This window comes from Virgibacillus necropolis (assembly GCF_002224365.1).
Taxonomy (GTDB): Bacteria; Bacillota; Bacilli; order Bacillales; family Amphibacillaceae; genus Virgibacillus_F; species Virgibacillus_F necropolis.
This window is the reverse complement of the sequence record NZ_CP022437.1, coordinates 3,210,743-3,233,464: the sequence shown is the minus strand read 5'-3', so window position 1 is coordinate 3,233,464 and position 22,722 is coordinate 3,210,743. Positions and strand designations below refer to the sequence as shown.

The window sequence follows — 22,722 nt, the reverse complement described above, 5'->3', positions numbered from 1 at the left end:
ATTATATTTATAATTGGTGATAACCATGCCCTCACGCAATGGGTTGCTATGGTAGTAAAATTAATAAAATACCTAATTTGGAGCGTATTGCAGAAAATGGAATGATGTTTGATAACTGCTTTTGTACAAATGCAATCTGTACCCCAAGTAGGGCTAACATATTAACCGGTAACTATAGTCATAAGAACGGAGTGAAAATACTACGGGATATCAGACAAACCAGCATTCCATTTTATCTTATTTAATCCATTTACAATTGTTAATGAGTTAAAATAATGAAAATTGTATAGTACTAAAAACCAATTGCTAGAGAAGGGAGTAAATATTATGCGAGATTATAAAGTATGGGAAGACATCCGAATCACGGATATAAATAGAAGGAATCCGAGAGCCTTTTTTCACTCATTCCCGACACGGCAGGCGGCAATTACTGGTGACCCAGCGTATACACACCATTTTAAAAGCTTGAATGGCATGTGGAACTTTTTGTTTCTACCGGCACCGGAGTATTCGCCCAGCGGATTTGAAAAAACTGATTTTGATGATAGTGAGTGGGACCTAACCCCAGTCCCGTGCAACTGGCAAATGCAGGGTTATGGGAACATGCATTATTCCGATTTGTGGTACAATTTTCCGATACGTCCACCTTATGTACCTTCAGACAACCCGACTGGAATTTATAAGCGCACATTCCAAGTCGAAGAAGATTGGCTAAAAGAAGACGTGATACTTCGCTTCCACGGCGTAGATTCTGCCTTCCATATCTGGCTGAACGGAAAGGAAGTCGGCTATAGCAAAGCAGCGAGGGTGACAAGTGAATTTGATGTGTCTTCGTATGTGAAGCCGGGGAAAAATGACATCACCGTTAGAGTGTACCAGTGGTCTGATGGGACTTATCTTGAAGATCAGGACATGTGGTGGCTGAGTGGCATTTTCAGAGATGTTGAATTGTTTACCCAGCCCAAAAATGGATTGGAAGATTTCAAGATAGACACTGTTCTACTAGACCATTATACAAAAGCTGAGATGAAGATAACGGGAAAAATGCGTGGGACAAGCGATGGCTTAACCGTAGCGTATGAATTGCTGGATAACTATCAAAAAACTATTACAAGTGGGGAGAAGCAGCTCAATGAAAGCTTTGAAATAATAGAAACTATTAACCAACCAAAACTTTGGAGTGCCGAAGCGCCAGAAATTTATACATTGTTATTGTACATACATTCGAGTGAAGATCTAATAGAGGTTATTCGGCAACAAGTAGGTTTTCGTCAAGTAGAGATAAAAGGTCGTACGTTTACAGTTAATGGTGTTGCGATCAAATTAAAAGGTGTGAATCGCCATGACTTTAATCCGGCAACAGGAAGAGTCGTATCCAAAGAAGATATGTTAAACGATATCCGTTTAATGAAACAGCATAATATCAACGCGATCCGTACATCGCATTACCCAAATGCACCGTATTTATATGAACTTTGCGACCAATATGGCATGTATGTCATTGATGAAGCAGACATTGAATGTCATGGATTTGAATTGACGAATAATTACAGCTGGATTGCTGATGATCCAAAATGGGAAAAAGTGCACATAGACCGTTTGGTTCGCATGGTACAAAGGGATAAAAACCATCCATCTATCATTATGTGGTCGCTAGGTAATGAGTCTAGTTTCGGCCATAATTTTCGTAAAATGGCTAATGTTTGCAAAGATATGGATCCAAGTAGGCTTGTGCATTATGAAGGTGACACCAAGGCAGAAGTGGCCGATGTATATTCAACAATGTATACTTGGTTAGAGCATCCGGATAAAAACCGAAAAACACTGCAAACCATTGCTGAAACAACAAGCAAACCACATGTTCATTGCGAGTATGGCCATGCTATGGGAAATGGTCCAGGTGGTTTAAAAGAATATCAAGAATTGGTGTACCAATTTGAACATTTACAAGGCGGGTTCATTTGGGAATGGTTCGACCATGGCATACAAACAACAGATGAAAATGGTAATGTATATTATCGTTACGGTGGAGATTTTGGGGACGATCCAACAAATGGAAATTTCTGTATAGATGGGCTTCTTATGCCGGATCGCACGCCTTCTCCTGCCTTAAAAGAATACAAAAAAGTTATCGAGCCAGTACACACGAAAGTAGTGGATTTGGAAAGTGGCAAATTGCTGATTGAAAATAAATATGATTTTATCAATCTGAATCACCTTACCTTGCATTATGCAATAGTAAAAGATGGAGAGTCGTTGCAAACGGGGAGCGTAGAACTAACTGACGTTCCGGCAAGAACTTACAAGGAAATTGTGCTTGATTATGATTTGGGATTTCTGAAAGAAGCAGGAACAGATTATTATTTGACAATTTTCTATGTAACAAATGTTGACTTGTTATGGGTGAAATGTGGTCATGAACTTGCGACTGCACAGTTTAAACTGCCTATTCAAACCCCGATACTTCCTTTTTTACCAACAGGAGAATTACATGTTCAGGAATCCACTCATCGCCTGTTGATTACTGGGAATGACGTTGAGGTCCGTTTTGATAAAATTAACGGGCAAATGACATCATGGAAGAAAAGCGGTGTACAAATTGTGGAGCACGGGCCTAAACTACAGTTTTGGCGAGCGCCAATTGATAATGACATGTATCTACTCAAAGACTATAAAGAAAAATATTTCATGCACATTTGGCATGAAATGGTAGAAAATGTATCCTATAAAATAGAAGAAAATAACGTTACTGTAACAGTTGAAACCGTTAACGGTACTACTAATGCGGAGTGGTATTATGAATGTCAATATGAGTATGTTATTTATGCGAATGGAGATATCTTATTCAGTGTGGCGGGTACACCGGGTGGCGTGTTGGAAAATACACCGGAAATGATTCCGCGTATCGGGATGGAAATGCAAGTGAATAAGGAATGTAATCATGTCCGTTGGTACGGAAGGGGTCCTGGGGAATCATACATTGATTCAAAACAAGCGAATTTATTCGGTATATACCAGAATACAGTTGATGGATTGTTTACTAATTATGTGCATCCACAAGAAAATGGAAATCGTACAGACATACACTGGGTAAGACTATTGAACCACCATGGGTTAGGACTAATTGCTACAGCGACAGAAAGTACATTTAATTTTAGCGCAAGTTATTTTGAAGTACAAGATTTAGAAAAAGCAAAACATACGATTGACTTAAAGAAAAGGAACTATATCGTTCTGCACTTGGATCATAAACAAAATGGATTAGGATCCAATTCATGCGGTCAAAATCAGCTTGAAAAATACCGCTGCAAAATCGAACCATTTCAATTGAAATTAAAACTGTCAGTGTATTCTACAAAAGAAATTAGAGATGTGTCAAAGGCAAAAGAAGAAATTACGGAAAAATGACATTTGGAGGGAGAGAGTTACCACTATATGAACCTATTCACCGGCTTGTCCATTTAAAAGATAAACTTAAAATTAAAGCTACACTTCAAGCATTACACCTGAACCATAAACAAAAAGGAATGATTAACGAACTTCGTAGACAATGTAACCTTCAATCAATCAAGGATTGGAACAAAAGAGACTTCATTTAAATATATAGAATAGAATGAATTGGATTAGTTAGCGCGTCGTACGCAATGAAAATTGTACATGCGGTGCAGACAAGGGGGGAAGGGGAGATAACGTCAAACCTTTATCTATCTGTATGAGCAACATAGATAGAGAATTATCAAAACCTGAACTTAAATCTGCAAGATAAGAATCCATTTTGATTACTGGTATGCTCCCCATTAGGTAGACAGATAAAAAATAAAAATCTGTTTATCTAAGGGGAGTATTTTTTATGGCTCGAATGAAATATTCTAAAGCTGAAAAAATGGCTATTTTAGCTCTTTATAAAGATGGTCATCATTCAATAGCTGACATTAGTGCTAAATTTTTTGTTAATCCTGGGACGATTAGAGATTGGAAGAGAAGGTATGAAGTGAATGGTGAAGACGGCCTAGAAGAAGCCATTTCTTGGAAGAGTTATTCAAAAGAGTTAAAGTTAGCAGCCGTAAATGATTATCTATTAGGACACAATTCGTTAAGCGAGGTTATCCAAAAATACAATATATCAAGTACTGCAGTTTTGAGAAAATGGATTAAAAAGTATAATAGTCATAGAGAATTAAATGATACCGGTAAAGGAATGACAAACTCTATGACAAATAGGAGAAAAACAACATTAGAAGAACGAATTCAAATTGTGAATTACTGTCTACAACACCAGAAAAACTATCAACTCGCAGCTGAAAGCTATGAAGTTTCTTACCAACAGGTATATCAATGGGTCAAGAAGTTTGAAGCAAATGGTGAAGAAGCACTACAAGATAAACGGGGTCGAAAGAAAAAGGAATATGAATTAACAGCTGAAGAAAAGTTTAAGCTGGAAATGAAACGTTTAGAGAGAGAAAATGAACGATTGCGTGCAGAAAATATTTTTTTAAAAAAGTTAGAGGAACTCGAAAGGAGGGGTCGTTAACTAGCGTTCGTCTACAAAATAAATATAAAGCGATTCAAGATTTACATGCGAATGAAAATCTGCCAGTAATCCTATTATGTGAATTTGCCAGTGTATCTCGTGCTGCTTATTATAAATGGCTACAGCGTACGCCAACAAATAGAGAATTAGAGAATGAAGCAATTCTTCAGGATATCCAGGCTATTTATGCACGAGTAGGAGGCATTTATGGATACCGAAGAATGAAATTAAATATCGATAGGATATATCATAAAAGGTTTAATCACAAACGCATTTATCGCTTAATGAACATCGCTGGATTAAAGTCCGTGATTCGTCGGAAAAGAAAGCGCTATGTTCCCTCATCTGCGCAATATGTCGCTGAAAATCGACTCAATCGTGAATTTACTGCAAGCAAGCCAAATGAAAAATGGGTAACAGATGTCACGGAGTTCAAATTAGGAAACGGAAGGAAAACGTATTTAAGCGCCATTTTAGATCTTTACGATGGCTCCATTATTAGTTATGAATTGGGACATTCAAACAATAATAAATTAGTATTTCAAACATTGGATCAAGCTATCACTCTATTAAAAGAGAATGAACATCCATTGATTCATAGTGATCGAGGTTATCAATATACGTCCCATGGGTTTAAGAGAAGAATAGAAAAAGTAAAAATGATTCATAGCATGTCACGTGTAGGAAAATGTATAGATAATGGACCAATGGAATCGTTTTGGGGAACATTGAAGTGTGAAAAATATTACCTACATAAGTATGAAACATTTGAAGCGTTACAACAAGCAATAGATGATTATATCCAGTTTTACAACAAGCAATAGATGATTATATCCAGTTTTACAATAACGACCGTTACCAAGAAAGATTAAACGGCTTAAGCCCATTGGAATACAGGGTTCAAGCCGCTTAAAGTATTTTTATTATTTCCACTGTCTACTTGACTGGGATCTGTTCAAACTTCTTCAAAATGGATTCTTTTTATTTTGCATGACTTTACCAGGATTGTATAGCTATCTTCAATATAATGTTGCGGTATTTTGACTATTTCTTGCCGAAAACATGACATTTTGCATATTTAAAGGAAACGCGCACCTTTTGGATTGCTCTTTCCGATTAATTTTCTTATGCTAACAGAAGGGCATTCAATCTAGGAGTGAAAAAACGTATGAGTAAAGACATCCACAACCCCAAACAGCGCAATTACAATCCGCTGATCTGGGTTCTATCCATATTTATCGTAGGGGTTATTTTGGGTACATATATGCTACCAAAAAGTTCGGATGGCACGGTATGGGGCATTGAATTAACGGTATTGCCAATGCTGAATGCTATCTTTAACAGCTTCACTTTTCTCTTTTTGTTAACCGCATTAATCATGATCAAAAAGAAAAACATTAAACTGCACCGCAGATTTATCGTTGCAGCATTCGTAACAACCTTTTTGTTTTTCATCTCCTATTTGACGTATCATTCTATGGCTGAGTCAACAAGCTACGGCGGAGATGGCACCCTGATGTACTTTTATTATTTTATACTCATCACCCACATTGTTCTGGCTGCATTGATTGTGCCGCTTGCGCTGATTACACTTGGACGAGGCTTGAATATGAAAGTCGAAAAACATCGGAAAATCGCACGTTGGACAATGCCAATCTGGCTGTATGTTAGCCTTACGGGTGTATTGGTTTACTTAATGATTTCGCCATATTATTAAGGTGTCTTATAACTTACTGCCTATGTTATAATAGAAAGGCTTTTAATCGAACGGGATGCCAAGAAAAGCCTCCGCCTAGCAACAAAATATGGAGGTGTATGAGAATGAATAAACGATGGACAATTGGTAAAATTAACGAATTTGTTGAGAATAATTCGGAGAGTAAGCTGCTAACGACGGAGTATCAAGGTTTTTCTCAAAAGTTATTATTTGAATGTGAATGTGGTAATAAATTTGAAAAAACGTTTAAGAAATTTAAAAATAATAACCAGCGTAAATGTGACGCGTGCCAATCGCCAAAGGCATCACGATAACCGTATAGCGCTTAACGTAGCACCAACTTCTATTAAATAGTAGTTGGTGCTATTTTTATTTTATAGGGTGCAATAGACGGCACATTATTACATGTACATGGTCCTAGAGATAGGGATATCCCATATCAAATAAATGAATATGCCGATATTGAAGAATTCGTGAAACTACTCAAATATATCGAACAGCAGTACTGAACTTTCTAAATAAAACAAGTGACAATCAAAGAGAAGTCATAGAATAATAGTTTTTCCTTGCTTTTAAAAGAAGTGATTAACATGTATGAAAGAAAGGGGTAGGGGAAATAGTTGCTCTGTATGCAAGAAGAAATTCATTGCAAGCTTACAATTTTCATAAAAAAAAAGAAAGGGAGAGGGTCTAAAACCAGGATCAGCCGGAGTTCACGCCCTGGACTCAAATAGTGATGGTTCACTTGTCGATGATTTTCATATTCTCCTAGGTGAAAATAGCTAGCTCACACGTATATAATGCCTCCTCCCCAGTTGCCCCAGCACGTTGGAAATAGCGAAGGAAGTTGTGAGAAAGATAGGAGAGTTCGTTATCTAAAAGGAAATCCAAATTTATGATGTGATTTGCTTCTCGTATACCTCCAATGTTGATTGAACTATAACATTGGAGGTATATTTTTATAATAGTTCATGAACAAGTGACTAAGGATACTTAGAAAATGTTATTCTTTTATCATTTCCTCATTATTCCTAATCATCCGCTGAACTGCTGTTGTAGGGTGAAAATCATCTCCCGCATTCAACAACTCTAAATAAGCTTTGTGTGATTGCAAGGTGCGTTCGATACTGTTCGTTTTTCTAAAGTGGACCATCTTTGGCTTAATAATTTCATAGATGGTTTTGCCAATCTCAACCACATATGGATTATTCGTCTCGTCCAATACAGCATAATGAAACTCCAAATCGATATTTGTCAATTCTTCTGGGCTTAAATGGGGTTTCATCCTTTCAACTTGGGACTGATACACCTCTTCAATTTTACGAATGTCCTTATCTTTCTTCGTTATAATCATATTGATTAATAGAACTTCAAAATGCTGACGAAATTCGATCAGTTTTTCTATATTATTACTATGCATGATTAAGCTGAAGATAAGCGGGTTTAGTGAAAAATGAGATTGGTTGTTTGTAATAAACATCCCTTCCCCACGTTTGATTTGTATAACACCAATCGATTCTAAAATTTTTATTGCCTCTCTGACTGGTGTTCTACTTACCCCTAGTTGTGCCATTAATTCCTTTTCAGTTGGTAATTTATCCCCTGGTTTTAATGCACCTTTAAGAAGATTATCCTTTATCAGTAATACAATCTCAGAGGAAATGGTTCGGCTCATATTATTAATTTTAGTAAAAGATAACGACATCATTAGCCACCTCTCATATAGTAAATAACCTTTATTTAATTCAAATATTTTAAAGAAAAATATTTTTCTGTTAATTCCTATTTACAAACAGTTTTAAATTATGTAGTATAAGTAATAATTACTACATCATACGTACGATGTAAAATGTTGATTTGCTTCAATATACTATACTTTCCTATTTATGTACAGATATGAAATGTTAATACTGTTAATACAAGAAAAGGAAAAGTATATCATTTGTTTTTAGAAAAAATAAAATATATTTTAAAGTGTTAACTTGGATTGGGGGTAGTAAGAGGAAGTTCATTAGAAATGCACTTTATAGTTTTTACGAATGATGTATGACATCAGCAATTAAAAGATAATTTACGGGGAGGAATTAATATGAGAAAAAGAGTTGGAATGTCAGTTATGGCATTTATTGTATTACTATTTGTAGCTGCTTGTGGAAGTGAATCATCATCAGGGTCAAATGATAAAGAAGTGTATACATTACAAGCTGGACACTCATTGCCAGATGATCATCCATATCATTTAGGGTTTGTAGAAATGGCGAAAAATGTGAAAGAAAGAACGGATGGACGGGTTATCATTGAAATTTTTCCATTCAGTGAACTTGGTGCTGAACGAGAGTTAACGGAAGGCATGACATTAGGTACGGTTGACCTTGTTGTATCATCTACTGCACCGGTTACAAACTTTGTACCAGAATTGGAGGTTTTAGATGTTCCTTTTCTTTTTAATAATCGTGAATCGGCAGTTGAAGTATTGGAAGGAGAGATTGGTGATGAACTTTTCGCGGCAATGGAAGAACAAGGCATTATTGGCCTGTCCTGGGCGGAAAATGGGTACCGCCATATAACAAATTCTACACATCCTATTGAAAAACCAGAGGATTTAGAAGGCGTAAAAATTAGAACACAAGAAAACGATATTCACTTAGCTGCTTTTGAAGCACTTGGAGCACAGCCAACACCGATGGCATGGACAGAAGCGTTAACAGCCCTGCAACAAGGTGTTGTTGATGCACAGGAAAATCCGGCTATTGTGGCTGATCAATATAGCTTATATGAATCCAATCAAAAATACATGACATTAACCGGGCATGTATACTCTGTAGCGATATATATGATGAGTAAGCAAACGTATGATGAATTACCGGAAGATTTACGTGATATTGTTGTCGAAGAAGGACAGAAAATCGGGGCAGTAGAACGTGACATGATTGTTGAAATGGAAAAGGAATCAATTAAAACGTTAAAAGAACAAGGCATGGAAATTATCGAAGAGGTTGATATAAAGCCTTTCCAAGAGGCGGTTCGTCCTGTCTATGATCAAATTGAACATCAGGATTTATTGAATCGGGTTTTAGAAGCACAGCAATAATGCTATATAAACAAGAAACAGGAGAAACTAGTTTTCTCCTGTTTCCATTAATAAGGGAGGAAATACTTTGCAACGGATTATAGCTTACATAAATATTGGCATGAAGCATTTCCTTAATATTCTTTTAGCAGTTTTAGTTACCTCTGTATTTTTACAAGTTATTTTTAGATTTGTACTAAATAGCCCGCTTGCATGGACAGAGGAACTAGCGCGCTATTGTTTAGTTTGGCTGACTTTTTTAGGTGCTGCATATGCCATGGCCTTAAAACAGCACATTGGCGTAGAGTTTTTTACAAATTTATTTCCTGAAGTCGGGAAGAAGATTTTGTATGTATGTGCAACTTTAGTGAGTTTGATGTTTTTTATCATCATAATTTATCAAGGATTCAATTTGGCTACAAGTGCAATGTCACAAATGTCACCAGCACTTCAAATCCCAATGGGGTTAATCTACATGGTACTTCCGATAAGTGGACTTTTCCTTGCCATTAATCTTATTTCTGTATTTATTTCTGATTTAAAAGAGGGGGGACAACCAACATGACAATCCTGTTGTTTAGTTTGTTAGCTGTTCTCTTTCTAATCAATGTTCCGATCGCGATTGCCCTAGCGATGGCTGCTTCTATCATTTTCTTAATTCAAGGAGATGTGTCTCTTATTGTTATCATGCAACGCATGTTTAATTCTGTAGATTCCTTTCCACTTTTAGCGGTTCCTTTTTTTATACTGGCAGGGAAATTAATGGAGACCGGTGGGATTTCCAAGCGGCTCATTCATTTTGCGAATGTGATTTTTGGGCGAATCAATGGGGGGCTGGCAATTGTATCCATTGCGGCCTGTGCTTTTTTTGCCGCAATTTCCGGTTCTGCGGCTGCGACAACGGCTGCAGTTGGTTCAATACTCATTCCTGCAATGGTGAAAAAAGGGTATGATAAAAGTTTTTCGACAGCGGTTCAAGCAACTGGTGGAACGATTGGGATTATGATTCCTCCAAGTGTCCCACTTGTATTATATGGTGTTACAGCAGGTGTATCCATTGGTGATTTATTTATCGCTGGAATTATCCCGGGTCTTTTAGTGACTGTGTCATTAATGATTTTGGTTTATATTATTTCTTTAAAGAATGGTTATGGTGGTGGAGAGACCTTCACATTTAGTGAGTTTCTAAAGGCCTTTGTGGATGCAATTTTAGCTATATTAATGCCGGTTATCATTTTAGGTGGTATTTATAGTGGGGTTTTTACACCAACAGAAGCTGCGGTAGTTGCAGTGGTTTACGGATTAATTGTCGGTATGTTTATTTATAGGGAAATAAAGCCATACGATTTACCAGAGATATTTTCTTCCTCCGTTGTCATTAGTGCGGTTATTATGTTCATCATTGCTGGCGCATCTGCTTTTGGTTATTACCTTACAAGAGAAAGAATTCCGAGGGAAATGGCAGAGTTTATGCTCGGGATTACGGACAACTGGATTATCGCTCTATTAATCATCAATTTATTATTACTATTTGTTGGAACTTTTTTAGAAACATCGGCAGCGATAATTATTTTGACACCAATTCTTGCCCCAATTGCTAGTGCTTTGGGAATCGATTTAATTCATTTTGGAATTATTATGATTGTTAACCTTGCTATTGGATTTATTACACCTCCAGTAGGTGTGAACTTGTTTGTTGCTTCCAATATCGCGGGTACAAAGATTGAAAGTTTAATAAGGGCAATCATTCCATTTATATTGGTGATGATCATTTGTGTCATCATTATTTCATTCTTACCAAGCCTTAGTTTGTTTTTCTTAAGTAAATAAATAGGAAGGTGTGTTGATTTGGAAACTTTTAAAATTGCAGTTCTGCCAGGAGATGGCATTGGACCAGAAGTGACAAGGGAGGCAGGAAAAGTTTTACAAGCTTTGTCGGAACTGGATTCTACATTTAAATATGAAAGTACGGAATTCAATTGGAATAGTGAATATTATTTGGAGAACGGTCGAATGATGCCTGAGGATGGATTAGAACAATTGAAAACATTTGATAGCATTTTGTTTGGAGCGATTGGAGATAATCGTGTTCCTGATCAGATTTCGATTTGGGAGCTGATCATGCCAATTCGGAAAAATTTTCAGCAATATGTGAACTTTAGGCCCGTAAAGTTGTTAAAAGGATTAGAAAGCCCATTGAAAAATGATAAGCCAATTGATTTTGTGATTATTCGAGAAAATGGCGAAGGAGAGTATTCCAATGTTGGCGGTACGATGTTTCAAGGAGAAGCACGGGAAATGGCTGTGCAAAATACGATCATGACGAGGCAGGGTGTTAGCCAAATTACAGAATTTGCCTACAAATATGCCTGTGATCACGGCTTAAACAAAGTGACAAATGCAACAAAATCGAATGCAATTATCCATGTGATGAAATTTTGGGATCAGGTAGTTGAAGAGGTAGCAGCTAAAAATTCGGATATAGCTTATGAACGGTATTATATTGATGCTTTAGCAGCTTATTTTGTCCAACGCCCGGAGAGTTTTCAAGTTGTTTTGGCATCGAATTTATTTGGGGATATTTTATCAGATTTAGGCTCAGCAATTGTTGGGGGATTAGGTATTGCCCCTTCTGGTAATATCAATCCGTCGGGTGAATTCCCGTCCATGTTTGAAGCAATACATGGTTCTGCACCTGATATTGCTGGGAAAGAAATAGCCAATCCGATTGCACAAATTTGGTCGTTAGCGCTTATGTTGGAGCATTTAGGAAGAAAGGATTTGCATGATAAAATTCTTACTGCAATTGAAGCATTATTAGTGGAGAAGAAAGTTTTAACACCGGATATTGGAGGCACGGCAACAACGGAACAAGTCGGGGATGTTATCGTAGAAAAACTTACTAAATAACGGAGTGATTTGATGACATTTAAAGACAAAACAATTATTGTAACTGGTGCTGGTGGCGGAATGGGTAAGGCAACTGTGGATTTGTTGCTAAAGGCGGGTGCAAACGTTGTTGGTTGTGACCTAAATACGGATGCACTTTTGGAATTTGAAGGTAAAGATAATTTGATGACTTGTCAGGGTAATTTATTGGAGGAGAGTACGGTTCAGCAAATTTTCAAGGATGCTGCTGAACGTTTTGGCGGGATCGATGGTCTTGCAAATATTGCTGGGATTGCACAAAGTGCCACACCGATTGATGAAGTCTCTTTAAGTGAATTTCATAAAATTATGGATATTAATTTGACGATGACGTTTTTGACCTGTCGCGAAGCTTCTAAATATATGAAGGAACGGATACAGGGGAAAATTGTAAATATTGGATCCGTTTCTACGACAAGACCAAGACCAGGATTACAATCTTATGTTGCATCAAAAGGAGCAGTTGAATCTTTTACTAAGGCCTTGGCATTGGAGCTTGCACCAGATCATATTAATGTTAATGTGTTGCACCCAGGTCCAGCTAATACGAATATGCTTGGAGAATTTGTAAAAAAAGGTTCCGATGTAGAGGACGGGAAGAAGGAGATCTTTGAAAGAAGTGTACCATTAGGAAAGTTGCTGCAGCCAACGGATATTGCTAGTTCTATAAAGTTTTTATTGTCAGATGAGGCTAATATGATTACTGGGATTGTTTTGCATGTGGATGGTGGGCGGAGTATTTAGTGCACTGCTACTTACCGATTTTTGTCGGGATTTGAAGGAGGGATTTTGTGGAGACATTAAAGATGTATATTAATGGGAAATGGCTTGAGAGCTCGAATGGAGAATCGATTAATGTGAAAAATCCATCCAGTGGAGAAATCATTGCAAGTATTCCTCGGGGTACTACTGAGGATGTGGATGCAGCGGTTCAAGTAGCAAAAACTACTTTTCGTAGTGAGGCATGGCGCAGTGTCAAGCCACATGAACGTGGGGAAATTTTATTTTCCATTGCTGAAAAACTAAAGGCAGACAGGGATGAGTTGGCTAGGTTGGAAACTATTGATGTAGGAAAGCCATTGTCTCAAGGCTATGCTGATATTGATGCGGCAATTCGTTACTTCCGTTTTTATGGGGGAGCTGCGGATAAAGTAATGGGTGATACGATTCCGATTGAGGATGGTTTGATTGATTATGTGGTACGAGAACCTGTCGGCGTAACCGCACATATTGTTCCGTGGAATTACCCAATCCAGATTATATCAAGAAGTGTCGCAGCAGCAATCGCAACAGGTAATACGGTCGTTGTGAAAAGTGCGGAGGATACTCCGATGTCAGCGATGAGGCTGACTCAATTCTTTGATGAATTGGATATACCAGTTGGGGTTTTTAACCATGTGACAGGATATGGGTATGAAGTTGGAGCAGCTCTATCTGGTCATCCTTCTGTAAATCATGTGACATTTACAGGGTCGGTTCAAACAGGAATTGCTGTGGGACAAGCAGCAACAGCGAATGTTGTTCCTGTAACATTGGAGCTTGGTGGGAAATCACCAAATATCGTGTTTGCTGATTGTGACGTGGATAATACCGTTGATGGTGTTGTCAATGCGATTATTCAAAATGCAGGTCAAACCTGTTCGGCAGGATCGCGATTGCTAGTCGAGGAATCATTTAAGGATGAATTTTTAGGGAAAGTTGTTGAGCGATTCAAGGGGTTGACGGTTGGAGCAGGAATTCAGGATAAAGATGTGGGACCTATTCTGAATGAAAAACAATTCAACCGTGTGATGGAATTTGTTGAACTGGCAAAAGAAGAAGGGAAAATTCTGGCTGGTGGAAACCAGGTTACGGTTGAAGGATTTGAAGGTGGATTTTATCTCGAACCGACCATTATCGATGCTGTCATCCCAGATAGTAAACTGGCTCAGGAAGAAATATTTGGACCTGTATTAACGGTGTTTACATTTAAAGATACGGCAGAATCACTAGAATTGGCGAACAGCACAGACTATGGATTAGTTACTGGGATTTGGACGAGTGATATCAGTCGTGCACATTACCTCGCAAGCCGAATTGATTCAGGGCAGGTATTTATTAATAATTATGGAGCTGGTGGCGGGATTCAGATGCCGTTCGGCGGGTATAAGAAAAGCGGATTTGGTCGGGAAAAGGGCTGGATAGCTTTGTATAATTATACGGTGGTTAAGAATGTGGCGGTTAGGTATAATTAAGATAGGATTAGTATCTGTGGGATTGATGTGTAGGTAGTTGGTGATTGGGTTGGGGAATGGACTGGTCCCTGGCCCTTTTAGGTTAATAGATTGATTTACCTTAGGCTGTTAGTTTTAATGTGCGATTGTATCGACTTTGGAATAGGCAGTTTTTAGTTGTATATTTGGCTTAGGGCAATTATGATGAATTTGAATGCAGTATAGACTAAATGGATGAAGTATGAAAAAATAAGAAACAAAATATATCTACTGTTAGGGGCTTATTCATATGAATGCATTTGCCAAATCGGGATTAAGTCTTTCCATTTTATTACCTATTTCTATGAAATTAATATTTTACTCAACTTCTTAGGCATCGTAAATGTGATGCTTGCCAATCACCGAAGGCATCACGCTAACCGTATAGCGAATAAACGAAGCACCGACTTCTATTTAATAGAAGTCGGTGCTTCGTTTATTTTATAGGAGTATATTTAATTGTCCCTAGGCTTAATCAATCGATATTATTACACCATTATTTAACCGTATATTTATGTTAGAATAAATTTAAAAGATTATGAAGCGTGTACTTTAAGGAAATTCATGAAGGGGAATATCGATGAACACACAAAATATATTTGTATCTACAATACTAACTACATCATTAGCTTTAGGAACTTTCACATTTGTTAAGCGGACTGGCTTTAGAGGTTATTTGTGTGTTGTTATACCGTAAAAAAATGCAAGGAAAGTAACATTTTAAAAGGGATTGTTAGTAGTATGATTGGAACAGTTTACAAAGACACATTACATATACTTCAAGGAAATTGGCTGAAAATCATTGGAATGGTTATTCTATGTTACTTAATTAAGTTTTCCATAGAAACGTTGCCTATTCAGGGATCAATAAGTATAAGAATGGATTCATTAGCTGTGGTAAGTTCAGAGATCCTCCAGACTTTGCTGCTTGGTGCTTTGATAAACAGCATTCTATTTTTTATGCTTATCGATTACATTACACGCACTCAGGTAACGATGCGAAAGAGATTTCTAACGGCTATCACGCACCCTTTTCGACAGTCGCGTCTATTGTACAAAGGCTTTTTCGTTTTAATCATCACCAACCTGCTACTATACATAATTGGGATGATGAGTATCTATGCAGGCTTAAGTGTAAAATCTGCACTCCTTTTCTTTGCCTATCTATTATTATACGCGTTTTTTATTTGGCTGTTTTTAGGAATCTCTCAAGCTATGTATATTTTGTATGATGATCCTAAGGTTGGTATCTTTCGTTGCATTAGAAATAGCTTTTCGATGATGAAAGGTAAAAGGTGGCAGTTGCTTGGACTATTTTTATTGGCGGGCGTAGGATTGATACTTGGAGCATTGTTATTAATGATTGGAGTCCTTGTGGTATTGGTTATGTATGAAGTTGGTAGACTGGCATTTTACCGGGAACTCATGCGTAAGAATCGACAAGAAGAGTGGTATGAAAAAGTAAGTGGAATATAAGTAAAAGTGCTAGTGCAGTTCTACTTTGAACTGTAAGTAAAGAAAGAGCGCTCCTCCTCGGAGGAGCGCTTAATGTCCATTGTGATATTATTGATCATTACTAAAAGAAGATGTGACAGATCCATTCTAGATTTATCAGTGCATTCCTTGCTACATATCCCGAAGAAATTACTATCAATCAGATAACCTTAGATAAAGCTTCCTCATTATTCATTAATCTTACTATTTCATCGACAGCCTCTGTTCCCATCCGAATAAGTGCGTCCTTTGTATTTGCTCCATTATGTGGAGTTCCAATAAAGTTATTACAGGTCAACAATGGATGATCCTTTGAAACAGGTTCTTCGGCAAATGCGTCAATGGCTGCACCAAATAATTTGTTATGCTGTAAAGCATTATAAAGATCATTTTCATTAATCAATTTTCCTCTAGATGTATTAATTAGGATTGCACTTTTTTTCATAAAGGATAGCTCACGTGCGGAAATCATATTCTCTGTATCCTTTGTCAAAGGTACGGAGACACTGACTATATCACTTTTTTTTAGTACTTGATGTAAATGTTCATACTTTATAAATCCCTTTTTTTCACAGACTGATTCGGTTGTGTATGGATCATATACAAGCACTTTCGTATTAAATGCCGCTTTTAGTTTCATACCTACTAGTGTACCTATACGCCCAAGTCCGATTAATCCTACAGTTTTATTTTGCAACTCAAAACCAACTAATTCAAATGGAGAGTTTTTTTCAATTCCTTCTTCAACCATATTTTGTGCAAGGTTAACTTTTCTCGAACAGTTTAATGCCAAAGCAATAACTAATTCAGCAACTGAATTCATATTTGCCTGAGGAGTATTCGTCACTCTAATCCCTCTGCTCTTTGCATAATCTAAATCTATATTGTCTACTCCAACTCCATGCTTTGCGATTATTTTTAGCTTAGGCATTTTATCCATTACTTCTTTTGTCATTTTAAATGTCCGCACAATAACCGCTTCGGCAATAGAGTAGTTTTTAATTTCTTTATTTGTCCACTCCACTACATCTATTCTCTCTCGGGCACATTCCAAAGCCTCTGAGTCAATAGGGTCAAAAATAAATGTTTTCATAGGAATCACCTCATAAGAGATTTATAAATAGAGTTATAATAATTGGATTAAAGATACTTAAAAAGACGGCTGCAATGACAGGTAAAATGATCATAGAATTTGGTGATGGCCCATTCCCTTCTATAACAGCCTCCATGTTTGCCACTGCATTGGGAGTGGAACCTATTCCTACACCGCTCATACCAGATGACATTACTACAGCGTCATAGTTTTTCCCCATGACTCTATATATTATAAAGATCGCAAACAATATCATAACAATCGTTTCGGTCAATAAAACAATAATCATTGGTAGAGCAAGTTCAAACAGATTCCATATCTCTAAGCCCATGATTGTGAGGGCCAGAAATAAGCTCAATGCAATATTCCCAATAATATTTATGGACTTTAGATTTAGTGTTATATTCATAGAGTCAAAAACATTTCTTAAAATAGCAGCTACAAATAGACCACCAACATAATCTGGCCAAATAAATCCAGTAAGGTTTAACAACATTACCATTAATGTTCCAAGCCCCATTGAAATGAGGATAATAAATGAGCTATTCATGAATGTCTTCTCACTTAACCCGTCAGATTTGTTAGTAAAGTCAAGATCAATTGTTTCACTAACGTCTTTTGAAGTAAGTTTATGCCTTTTTATTAAATATTTTGCAACTGGACCGCCAATAATACTACCCATTACTAAGCCAAAAGTAGCGGCAGAAAGTGCAACCAAAGTAGCGTTTTCAATTCCCATATTCACTATAGTGGGTCCAAATGCAGCCGCTGTTCCAGGTCCACCTGCCATCGACATGGATGCCATCGTTAACCCCAATAAGGGATCTATGCCGGCAAGAGGCGAAATTAAAGGAACAATTGCATTTTGTACTATCACTAAGATTACCGTTAAAACTGCTAATTTTAAACCTATTATCCCAGTTTGTTTTAAATCTTTAACACTGAATGCGAAGCCAGTGGCAGTAAAGAATGCAACCAGTAGTAAATCTGTTAGCGATTGATCAAGCTCAACACTCCAAGACCCAGTTTGATTACCGACAAGCATTAATGCGGCAAAAACTAATCCACCTATAACAGGAGTCGGAATGAAATACTTTCTTAAAAATCCAACTCTCTTCTTTAGCATACTTCCAATTAGTAAAACAATCACTGCTAATGCCAGAGACTGAATAAGGTTTAAAGAGATAGACATTTCTATCACCTCTATTCGTAGATTTTAATGCTAAGTTTATCTAGCGTTTCCTGCATGCTCATGATATCAAAAGTATCTTTCCCTTGTTTTAGCTGTTCACATGTCTCTTTTTCAGAATCTATTTTTTTTAAACAATCCTCGTAAACGGTTTCGATATCTTGTTTCGAAATAACCGCAACGCCATTTTCATCACCAACAATTAAATCTCCCGGGCCTACAGCAACTCCTCCACAAGACACAGCCGTGTTCACCGTTCCTGGATTGCTTTTATAGCCGCCCCTAGCATTTATGCCTGATGCAAAAGTTGGAAACTGCATGTCTTCAATTTCTTTTACATCTCTTACAGCACCGTCTAATACAACCCCTTTTACTTTACGTTGTATTGCATTAATCGTTAAAATCTCTCCCCATAAGCCAGCGTTTTGGTAGTTCCCTGCATCGACAACTAGGATATCACCTTCTTGAGCTAGGGTGACCCCAACATGAATCATAAAATTATCTGATGGGTAAGTCATAATGGGTAATGCTGGTCCTACAAATCGAGCTCCAGTCCATGTTGGTCTGATTCTAGCATCCATAATATTTTGCCTTCCCATTACATCCCCAATCACAGGTGTTGGAATACTTGTGAATTTATTAATCCAACTGTTGTCTGGTCTCTCAAAACTGCTCTTAAATCTTTTCATTTTTTTCCCCTCTTATTATCTTTATTGATTTCCGGAAATCTATTGTAAGCTTAGCAAACGCTTTCAGATTTTAAAAACGAACGTTTTTCATATTAATTATCAATTTTTTTGATTATAGCATCTGTTATAATTAAATAACTAAATAACTTTTACCTTAAGAGGATTGATTTTCATGAATTATAACTTAGTCGAAACATTTGCTATTTTGGCAAAGACATTGAATGTAACGAAAACAGCAGAAAAGCTTTATTTGTCTCAGTCTGCCGTTAGCTATCGGCTGAAGGCACTCGAAGACGAACTCGGGGTAATGCTAGTGGAAAGGGACAGGGGATTCAAAAAAATTAAATTAACCGCACATGGAAAAACTTTTATGTCCATTGCTCTCGACTGGGAAAACATAAATGGCAAAATTAAACACTTTAGCTCCTCTTCTTCAAAAAAAGCCATATCCGTTGGAGTGGTAGACAGTGTAAACAATTACCTATTTACAAATATATATAAGGAAATTTTTAAAAATCCCGATGTTCAATTAACTATAAAAACCCAGCATACAGATGAAATTTATGAGCAAGTAGCTGGAAGAATTATTGATGTGGGTTTTGTTTTACATAATATTCCTATGAATAAAATTGAATATAAACAAATTTTGGATGAGAAGATGGTATTAGCAACGAAATCCAAAGATATGAGTAATTTAAAATCGGTCAATCCCAAGAATTTAAATCCAGAAAAACAGATTTTCTTTAATTGGGGTGACCAATACTTAAAATGGCACCACAAATATTTCCCACAAGGGGGAAATCCTAAATTAGTTACTGATTCTGCTTTATTGTCATTTGATATACTTGATCAGGATTCGTGGCTAATTGTCCCGATAAGCGCCGCACATACACTTGCCGAAAAGTTTAGTGATGTTTATATTATTCCGTTTATTGAGAATCCCCCTCATAGAGCTATTTATATGATTTCTAATATAACTCCGCTATACAGTAATACGGAGGTAATGGATAATTTTAAAACACTTGTTGAACAGCATATGGATGCTCATAAAACCTGGCAAAATAATTATTAAACAGGCTTTATGACAAAAGATGAAAACATACCTAATCTTCAAAAAATGCGTTGATCATTAAAAAATCAACGCATCCATTATTTATGGGAAACATTAATTTATTTATTCTAGCAGTATATTAATCACTCTAAAATTCTTATTAAACAAACTGCCGTCAAGTTTAAGTCCATTTTTTCACAAACTTCCATATATCATTTCAATTATTTCTATAAATTCAGTTTACACTGATCTACTTATTTTAGTAAATCCTTTCAAAGATTTACTTAATGTTCATTTTTGCTATTAAAAAAATTCTCCATTGAACAGGATTTTATCAAACTTTATTCCAAAGCTACATCAAAATAGAAGAAACTTTAATTCATCTTATGAAATGAATTTCCTCCCTTTTTTATGAGACATAGTTAAGCCGTAATCCGTAGAGTAGAAGCGAAGATGATTTCGATGGGAGAGTCTATTTATTTTACGGATAACTTTTTTTCATCAGGAATTACGGAAATTTTTAACGAGAATCAGGAAAAATAGGTTCCCTTGATTTAAAAAGTGCCTTTTCATCAAGTGTTAATATTCTGGATCGGGAAGGTACTATCATTGTAATGGGTTCTTTCCCCTTTTTATCAACAGGATGGATCGTAAAGAATCAAGATGAGCAGGAGCTCGGTAAACTGAAGCAACGCATGGCCATTTTTTCTAAAAAATTTGTCTATCATTCCTATTATCATGGAAATTATGAACTTAAATCAGAGGCATTTTCCAAGGAATATGACATTCTTGATCAAGATGGAAATATGGTTGCTACATTTAAAAAGTTAGTGGTTTATTTCAATCACCAGCATTTGAACTGACTAATCATTCATCTAAGTTATCTACAGAAGAGTTAGTAGCGGTTGTGATGGGAATCAATATGATAATCAAACGTAATAATAATTCTGCTGCAGCGAGTGGTGGAGGAGATTCGTGATGACCTTTTGGCCAGATAAGGGATTCAGACATTTGTCTATATGAAGGGTTTGAATCCCTATTGCATAGGGAGTAGACAGCGCTACCTCAATGAATGTAGCTCACGGATTCATCTTTGTTTTTTCCTGCTTTTTTATATAATACTGGAAGGGTATTTCATTTGAACATTTGGTTCAAGCGTGTAAAGGAGAATCAAAATGACAGTAGGTAGGAATGATCCATGCCCCTGCGGAAGTGAAAAAAAGTATAAAAAATGTTGTATGAAAAAGGGTACAGGCCCTTGCTTGCTATGGTCTTTCTCTTGTTTCCCCCGATTTACAAACAGATACCTTTTCTTTCCTGATGGAATTTGCAATAATACCTATTGCATGAAGGGAAGAGGAGGACAAAAAATGAGTAAAACAAATATATCTACAGATCCATTATTTCATACATTTACAAGTGATAATTTAATAGTAGAGAATCGTACGGTGATGGCGCCAATGACACGTGGTTATTCACCAAATGGAGTGCCAGGAGAAGATGTGGTAGCCTATTACCGCCGCCGTGCTGAAAATGGAGTAGGTCTGATTGTAACAGAAGGAACAGGGATTAATCACCCAGCTTCTGTTTCAGGTGCTAGTATTCCTCTATTTCATGGTGAAGCATCATTGAACGGCTGGGCTAAAGTGGTAAAGGAAGTGCATGAAGCCGGTGGGAAAATTGTACCGCAGCTTTGGCACGTGGGGATGACCCGTAAAAAAGGGGAGCTTCCAAATGAAGAAGCACAACCTGTTGGTCCGTCTGGCCTAAGCCTATCAGGCAAAAAAATAACGGAGCCAATGACTGAAAAAGAAGTTGTTAATATGGTAGAAGCATACGCTCAAGCAGCAGCTGATGCAAAACGCCTTGGCTTCGATGGCATCGAGCTTCACGGTGCTCACGGTTATTTAATCGATCAATTCTTCTGGGAAAATACAAATAAGCGTACGGATCGTTATGGCGGAGATCTCTTCGGACGTACACAATTTGCAGTTGAGGTAATTGAAGCATGCCGGCGTGAAGTTGGGCCAGATTTTCCAATTATCTTCCGTTTTTCTCAATGGAAAATGAATGACTTCAAGGCCAAGCTTGCAACAAATCCAGATGAATTAGATCGTTTTCTGAAACCTCTCGTAGAAGCGGGAGTTGATATTTTTCACTGTTCTACCCGTCGTTTCTGGGAGCCGGAATTTGAAGGTTCTGATTTAAACTTGGCAGGCTGGACAAAGAAACTAACGGGCAAGCCTGTCATTTCTGTTGGATCAGTTGGACTCGATGGAGAATTCACAAGTTTTTCGGGTGCAAACACAACCAGTCTCGATGGCCTTATTGAAAAGCTTGATAATGATGAATTCGACCTGGTAGCAATCGGACGTTCATTATTGATGGACCCTGAGTGGGTTAGAAAAGTTAAGGACGGCAGGGCAAATGATTTATTGCCTTTTGATAAAGAAGCACTTCAAACGTTATATTAGATATGAAAAGAGCAGGTATTCCACTGGTGAAGTTTATTGGTGGATTACCTGCTTTTTTCGCTTTCAAAATTAGACTTCGTGGTATGATCAGTAATAGGTATAGGTATAGGTATAGGTATAGGTATAGGTATAGGTATAGGTATAGGTATAGGTATAGGTATAGGTAAACATTGAACAGTGCCAGTCGCTATACGGAGGTGATGGTTTTGTCTTTAAATAAAAGGAAACGGCCCA

Annotated in this window: 18 protein-coding genes and 2 pseudogenes; 16 read left to right on the top strand and 4 right to left on the bottom strand. The window is 37.1% G+C overall.

The features are described 5' to 3' along the window. Positions 1–38 precede the first annotated feature (38 nt). From CFK40_RS15285 to CFK40_RS15260, 5 genes and pseudogenes are all read left to right on the top strand, one after another. Positions 39–245, top strand: a complete 207-nt coding sequence (locus CFK40_RS15285) for a sulfatase-like hydrolase/transferase (RefSeq protein WP_152640141.1) — start codon at positions 39–41, stop codon at positions 243–245. A gap of 82 nt (positions 246–327) precedes the next feature. Further along, positions 328–3,408, top strand: a complete 3,081-nt coding sequence (ebgA, locus tag CFK40_RS15280) for a beta-galactosidase subunit alpha (RefSeq protein WP_089533282.1) — start codon at positions 328–330, stop codon at positions 3,406–3,408. Between the two features lie 442 nt (positions 3,409–3,850). Continuing rightward, positions 3,851–5,444 (top strand): annotated as a pseudogene (locus tag CFK40_RS15270) (IS3 family transposase). Positions 5,445–5,699: 255 nt separating this feature from the next. After that, the gene (locus CFK40_RS15265) at positions 5,700–6,248 is read left to right on the top strand and encodes a DUF420 domain-containing protein (protein ID WP_089533280.1); all 549 of its coding nucleotides are present in this window, start codon (positions 5,700–5,702) and stop codon (positions 6,246–6,248) included. 104 nt (positions 6,249–6,352) lie between these two features. Beyond that, positions 6,353–6,562: a hypothetical protein gene (locus CFK40_RS15260; RefSeq protein ID WP_089533279.1), complete on the top strand. Its 210-nt coding sequence runs from the start codon at positions 6,353–6,355 to the stop codon at positions 6,560–6,562. A gap of 689 nt (positions 6,563–7,251) precedes the next feature. Here the strand turns inward: CFK40_RS15260 and CFK40_RS15255 are convergent. After that, the gene (locus CFK40_RS15255; protein WP_227001791.1) at positions 7,252–7,956 is read right to left on the bottom strand and encodes a FadR/GntR family transcriptional regulator; all 705 of its coding nucleotides are present in this window, start codon (positions 7,954–7,956) and stop codon (positions 7,252–7,254) included. 381 nt (positions 7,957–8,337) lie between these two features. Here CFK40_RS15255 and CFK40_RS15250 point away from each other — a divergent pair, with 381 nt between their 5' ends. From CFK40_RS15250 to CFK40_RS15220, 7 genes are all read left to right on the top strand, one after another. Further along, complete coding sequence (locus tag CFK40_RS15250; RefSeq protein WP_089533277.1) at positions 8,338–9,339, top strand: TRAP transporter substrate-binding protein; 1,002 nt, start codon at positions 8,338–8,340, stop codon at positions 9,337–9,339. 67 nt (positions 9,340–9,406) lie between these two features. Continuing rightward, positions 9,407–9,883, top strand: coding sequence for a TRAP transporter small permease (locus CFK40_RS15245; RefSeq protein ID WP_089533276.1), 477 nt, complete (start codon positions 9,407–9,409; stop codon positions 9,881–9,883). Then, positions 9,880–11,148, top strand: coding sequence for a TRAP transporter large permease (locus tag CFK40_RS15240; RefSeq protein WP_089533275.1), 1,269 nt, complete (start codon positions 9,880–9,882; stop codon positions 11,146–11,148). Before CFK40_RS15245 ends, CFK40_RS15240 begins: the two co-directional genes overlap by 4 nt. A gap of 18 nt (positions 11,149–11,166) precedes the next feature. Beyond that, on the top strand, positions 11,167–12,228 hold the full coding sequence (locus tag CFK40_RS15235) for a tartrate dehydrogenase (protein WP_089533274.1): 1,062 nt from the start codon (positions 11,167–11,169) through the stop codon (positions 12,226–12,228). A gap of 12 nt (positions 12,229–12,240) precedes the next feature. Further along, positions 12,241–12,990: an SDR family NAD(P)-dependent oxidoreductase gene (locus tag CFK40_RS15230; protein WP_089533273.1), complete on the top strand. Its 750-nt coding sequence runs from the start codon at positions 12,241–12,243 to the stop codon at positions 12,988–12,990. A gap of 47 nt (positions 12,991–13,037) precedes the next feature. Next, on the top strand, positions 13,038–14,480 hold the full coding sequence (locus CFK40_RS15225; protein ID WP_089533272.1) for an aldehyde dehydrogenase family protein: 1,443 nt from the start codon (positions 13,038–13,040) through the stop codon (positions 14,478–14,480). 759 nt (positions 14,481–15,239) lie between these two features. After that, on the top strand, positions 15,240–15,974 hold the full coding sequence (locus tag CFK40_RS15220; RefSeq protein ID WP_152640140.1) for a DUF975 family protein: 735 nt from the start codon (positions 15,240–15,242) through the stop codon (positions 15,972–15,974). Between the two features lie 178 nt (positions 15,975–16,152). On the opposite strand, the gene CFK40_RS15215 is transcribed toward CFK40_RS15220, so the two are convergent. The 3 genes from CFK40_RS15215 to CFK40_RS15205 are packed head-to-tail and all read right to left on the bottom strand — an operon-like array spanning position 16,153 to position 18,963. Then, the gene (locus CFK40_RS15215) at positions 16,153–17,085 is read right to left on the bottom strand and encodes a hydroxyacid dehydrogenase (RefSeq protein WP_089533270.1); all 933 of its coding nucleotides are present in this window, start codon (positions 17,083–17,085) and stop codon (positions 16,153–16,155) included. A 10-nt stretch (positions 17,086–17,095) separates the two neighbouring features. Continuing rightward, positions 17,096–18,277 (bottom strand): sodium/glutamate symporter, encoded by a 1,182-nt coding sequence (gltS, locus tag CFK40_RS15210; RefSeq protein ID WP_089533269.1) that lies wholly within the window; start codon positions 18,275–18,277, stop codon positions 17,096–17,098. An 11-nt stretch (positions 18,278–18,288) separates the two neighbouring features. Then, complete coding sequence (locus CFK40_RS15205; protein WP_089533267.1) at positions 18,289–18,963, bottom strand: RraA family protein; 675 nt, start codon at positions 18,961–18,963, stop codon at positions 18,289–18,291. 172 nt (positions 18,964–19,135) lie between these two features. Here CFK40_RS15205 and CFK40_RS15200 point away from each other — a divergent pair, with 172 nt between their 5' ends. The 4 genes and pseudogenes from CFK40_RS15200 (at position 19,136) to CFK40_RS15190 (ending at position 22,488) form a co-directional block, all read left to right on the top strand. Further along, positions 19,136–20,035 carry a LysR family transcriptional regulator gene (locus tag CFK40_RS15200; RefSeq protein WP_089533266.1) on the top strand — a complete coding sequence of 300 codons (900 nt, stop codon included), beginning with the start codon at positions 19,136–19,138 and terminating at the stop codon, positions 20,033–20,035. A 593-nt stretch (positions 20,036–20,628) separates the two neighbouring features. Further along, complete coding sequence (locus tag CFK40_RS21375; protein WP_227001790.1) at positions 20,629–20,877, top strand: hypothetical protein; 249 nt, start codon at positions 20,629–20,631, stop codon at positions 20,875–20,877. Positions 20,878–21,189: 312 nt separating this feature from the next. Next, positions 21,190–21,234: pseudogene (locus CFK40_RS21820) on the top strand (SEC-C metal-binding domain-containing protein); the annotation flags it as partial. Between the two features lie 150 nt (positions 21,235–21,384). Further along, positions 21,385–22,488 carry an NADH:flavin oxidoreductase gene (locus CFK40_RS15190; protein ID WP_168927258.1) on the top strand — a complete coding sequence of 368 codons (1,104 nt, stop codon included), beginning with the start codon at positions 21,385–21,387 and terminating at the stop codon, positions 22,486–22,488. Positions 22,489–22,722: the final 234 nt, after the last annotated feature.

Excerpts from the sequence above, each read along its gene's own strand:
- ebgA (WP_089533282.1), top strand. The coding sequence starts at position 328 with ATGCGAGATTATAAAGTATGGGAAGACATCCGAATCACGGATATAAAT.
- CFK40_RS15215 (WP_089533270.1), bottom strand. The coding sequence starts at position 17,085 with ATGAAAACATTTATTTTTGACCCTATTGACTCAGAGGCTTTGGAATGT.
- CFK40_RS15285 (WP_152640141.1), top strand. The coding sequence starts at position 39 with ATGGGTTGCTATGGTAGTAAAATTAATAAAATACCTAATTTGGAGCGT.
- CFK40_RS15260 (WP_089533279.1), top strand. The coding sequence starts at position 6,353 with ATGAATAAACGATGGACAATTGGTAAAATTAACGAATTTGTTGAGAAT.
- CFK40_RS15220 (WP_152640140.1), top strand. The coding sequence starts at position 15,240 with ATGATTGGAACAGTTTACAAAGACACATTACATATACTTCAAGGAAAT.
- CFK40_RS15265 (WP_089533280.1), top strand. The coding sequence starts at position 5,700 with ATGAGTAAAGACATCCACAACCCCAAACAGCGCAATTACAATCCGCTG.
- CFK40_RS15230 (WP_089533273.1), top strand. The coding sequence starts at position 12,241 with ATGACATTTAAAGACAAAACAATTATTGTAACTGGTGCTGGTGGCGGA.
- CFK40_RS21375 (WP_227001790.1), top strand. The coding sequence starts at position 20,629 with ATGGGTTCTTTCCCCTTTTTATCAACAGGATGGATCGTAAAGAATCAA.
- CFK40_RS15250 (WP_089533277.1), top strand. The coding sequence starts at position 8,338 with ATGAGAAAAAGAGTTGGAATGTCAGTTATGGCATTTATTGTATTACTA.
- gltS (WP_089533269.1), bottom strand. The coding sequence starts at position 18,277 with ATGTCTATCTCTTTAAACCTTATTCAGTCTCTGGCATTAGCAGTGATT.
- CFK40_RS15205 (WP_089533267.1), bottom strand. The coding sequence starts at position 18,963 with ATGAAAAGATTTAAGAGCAGTTTTGAGAGACCAGACAACAGTTGGATT.
- CFK40_RS15200 (WP_089533266.1), top strand. The coding sequence starts at position 19,136 with ATGAATTATAACTTAGTCGAAACATTTGCTATTTTGGCAAAGACATTG.
- CFK40_RS15240 (WP_089533275.1), top strand. The coding sequence starts at position 9,880 with ATGACAATCCTGTTGTTTAGTTTGTTAGCTGTTCTCTTTCTAATCAAT.
- CFK40_RS15255 (WP_227001791.1), bottom strand. The coding sequence starts at position 7,956 with ATGATGTCGTTATCTTTTACTAAAATTAATAATATGAGCCGAACCATT.
- CFK40_RS15190 (WP_168927258.1), top strand. The coding sequence starts at position 21,385 with ATGAGTAAAACAAATATATCTACAGATCCATTATTTCATACATTTACA.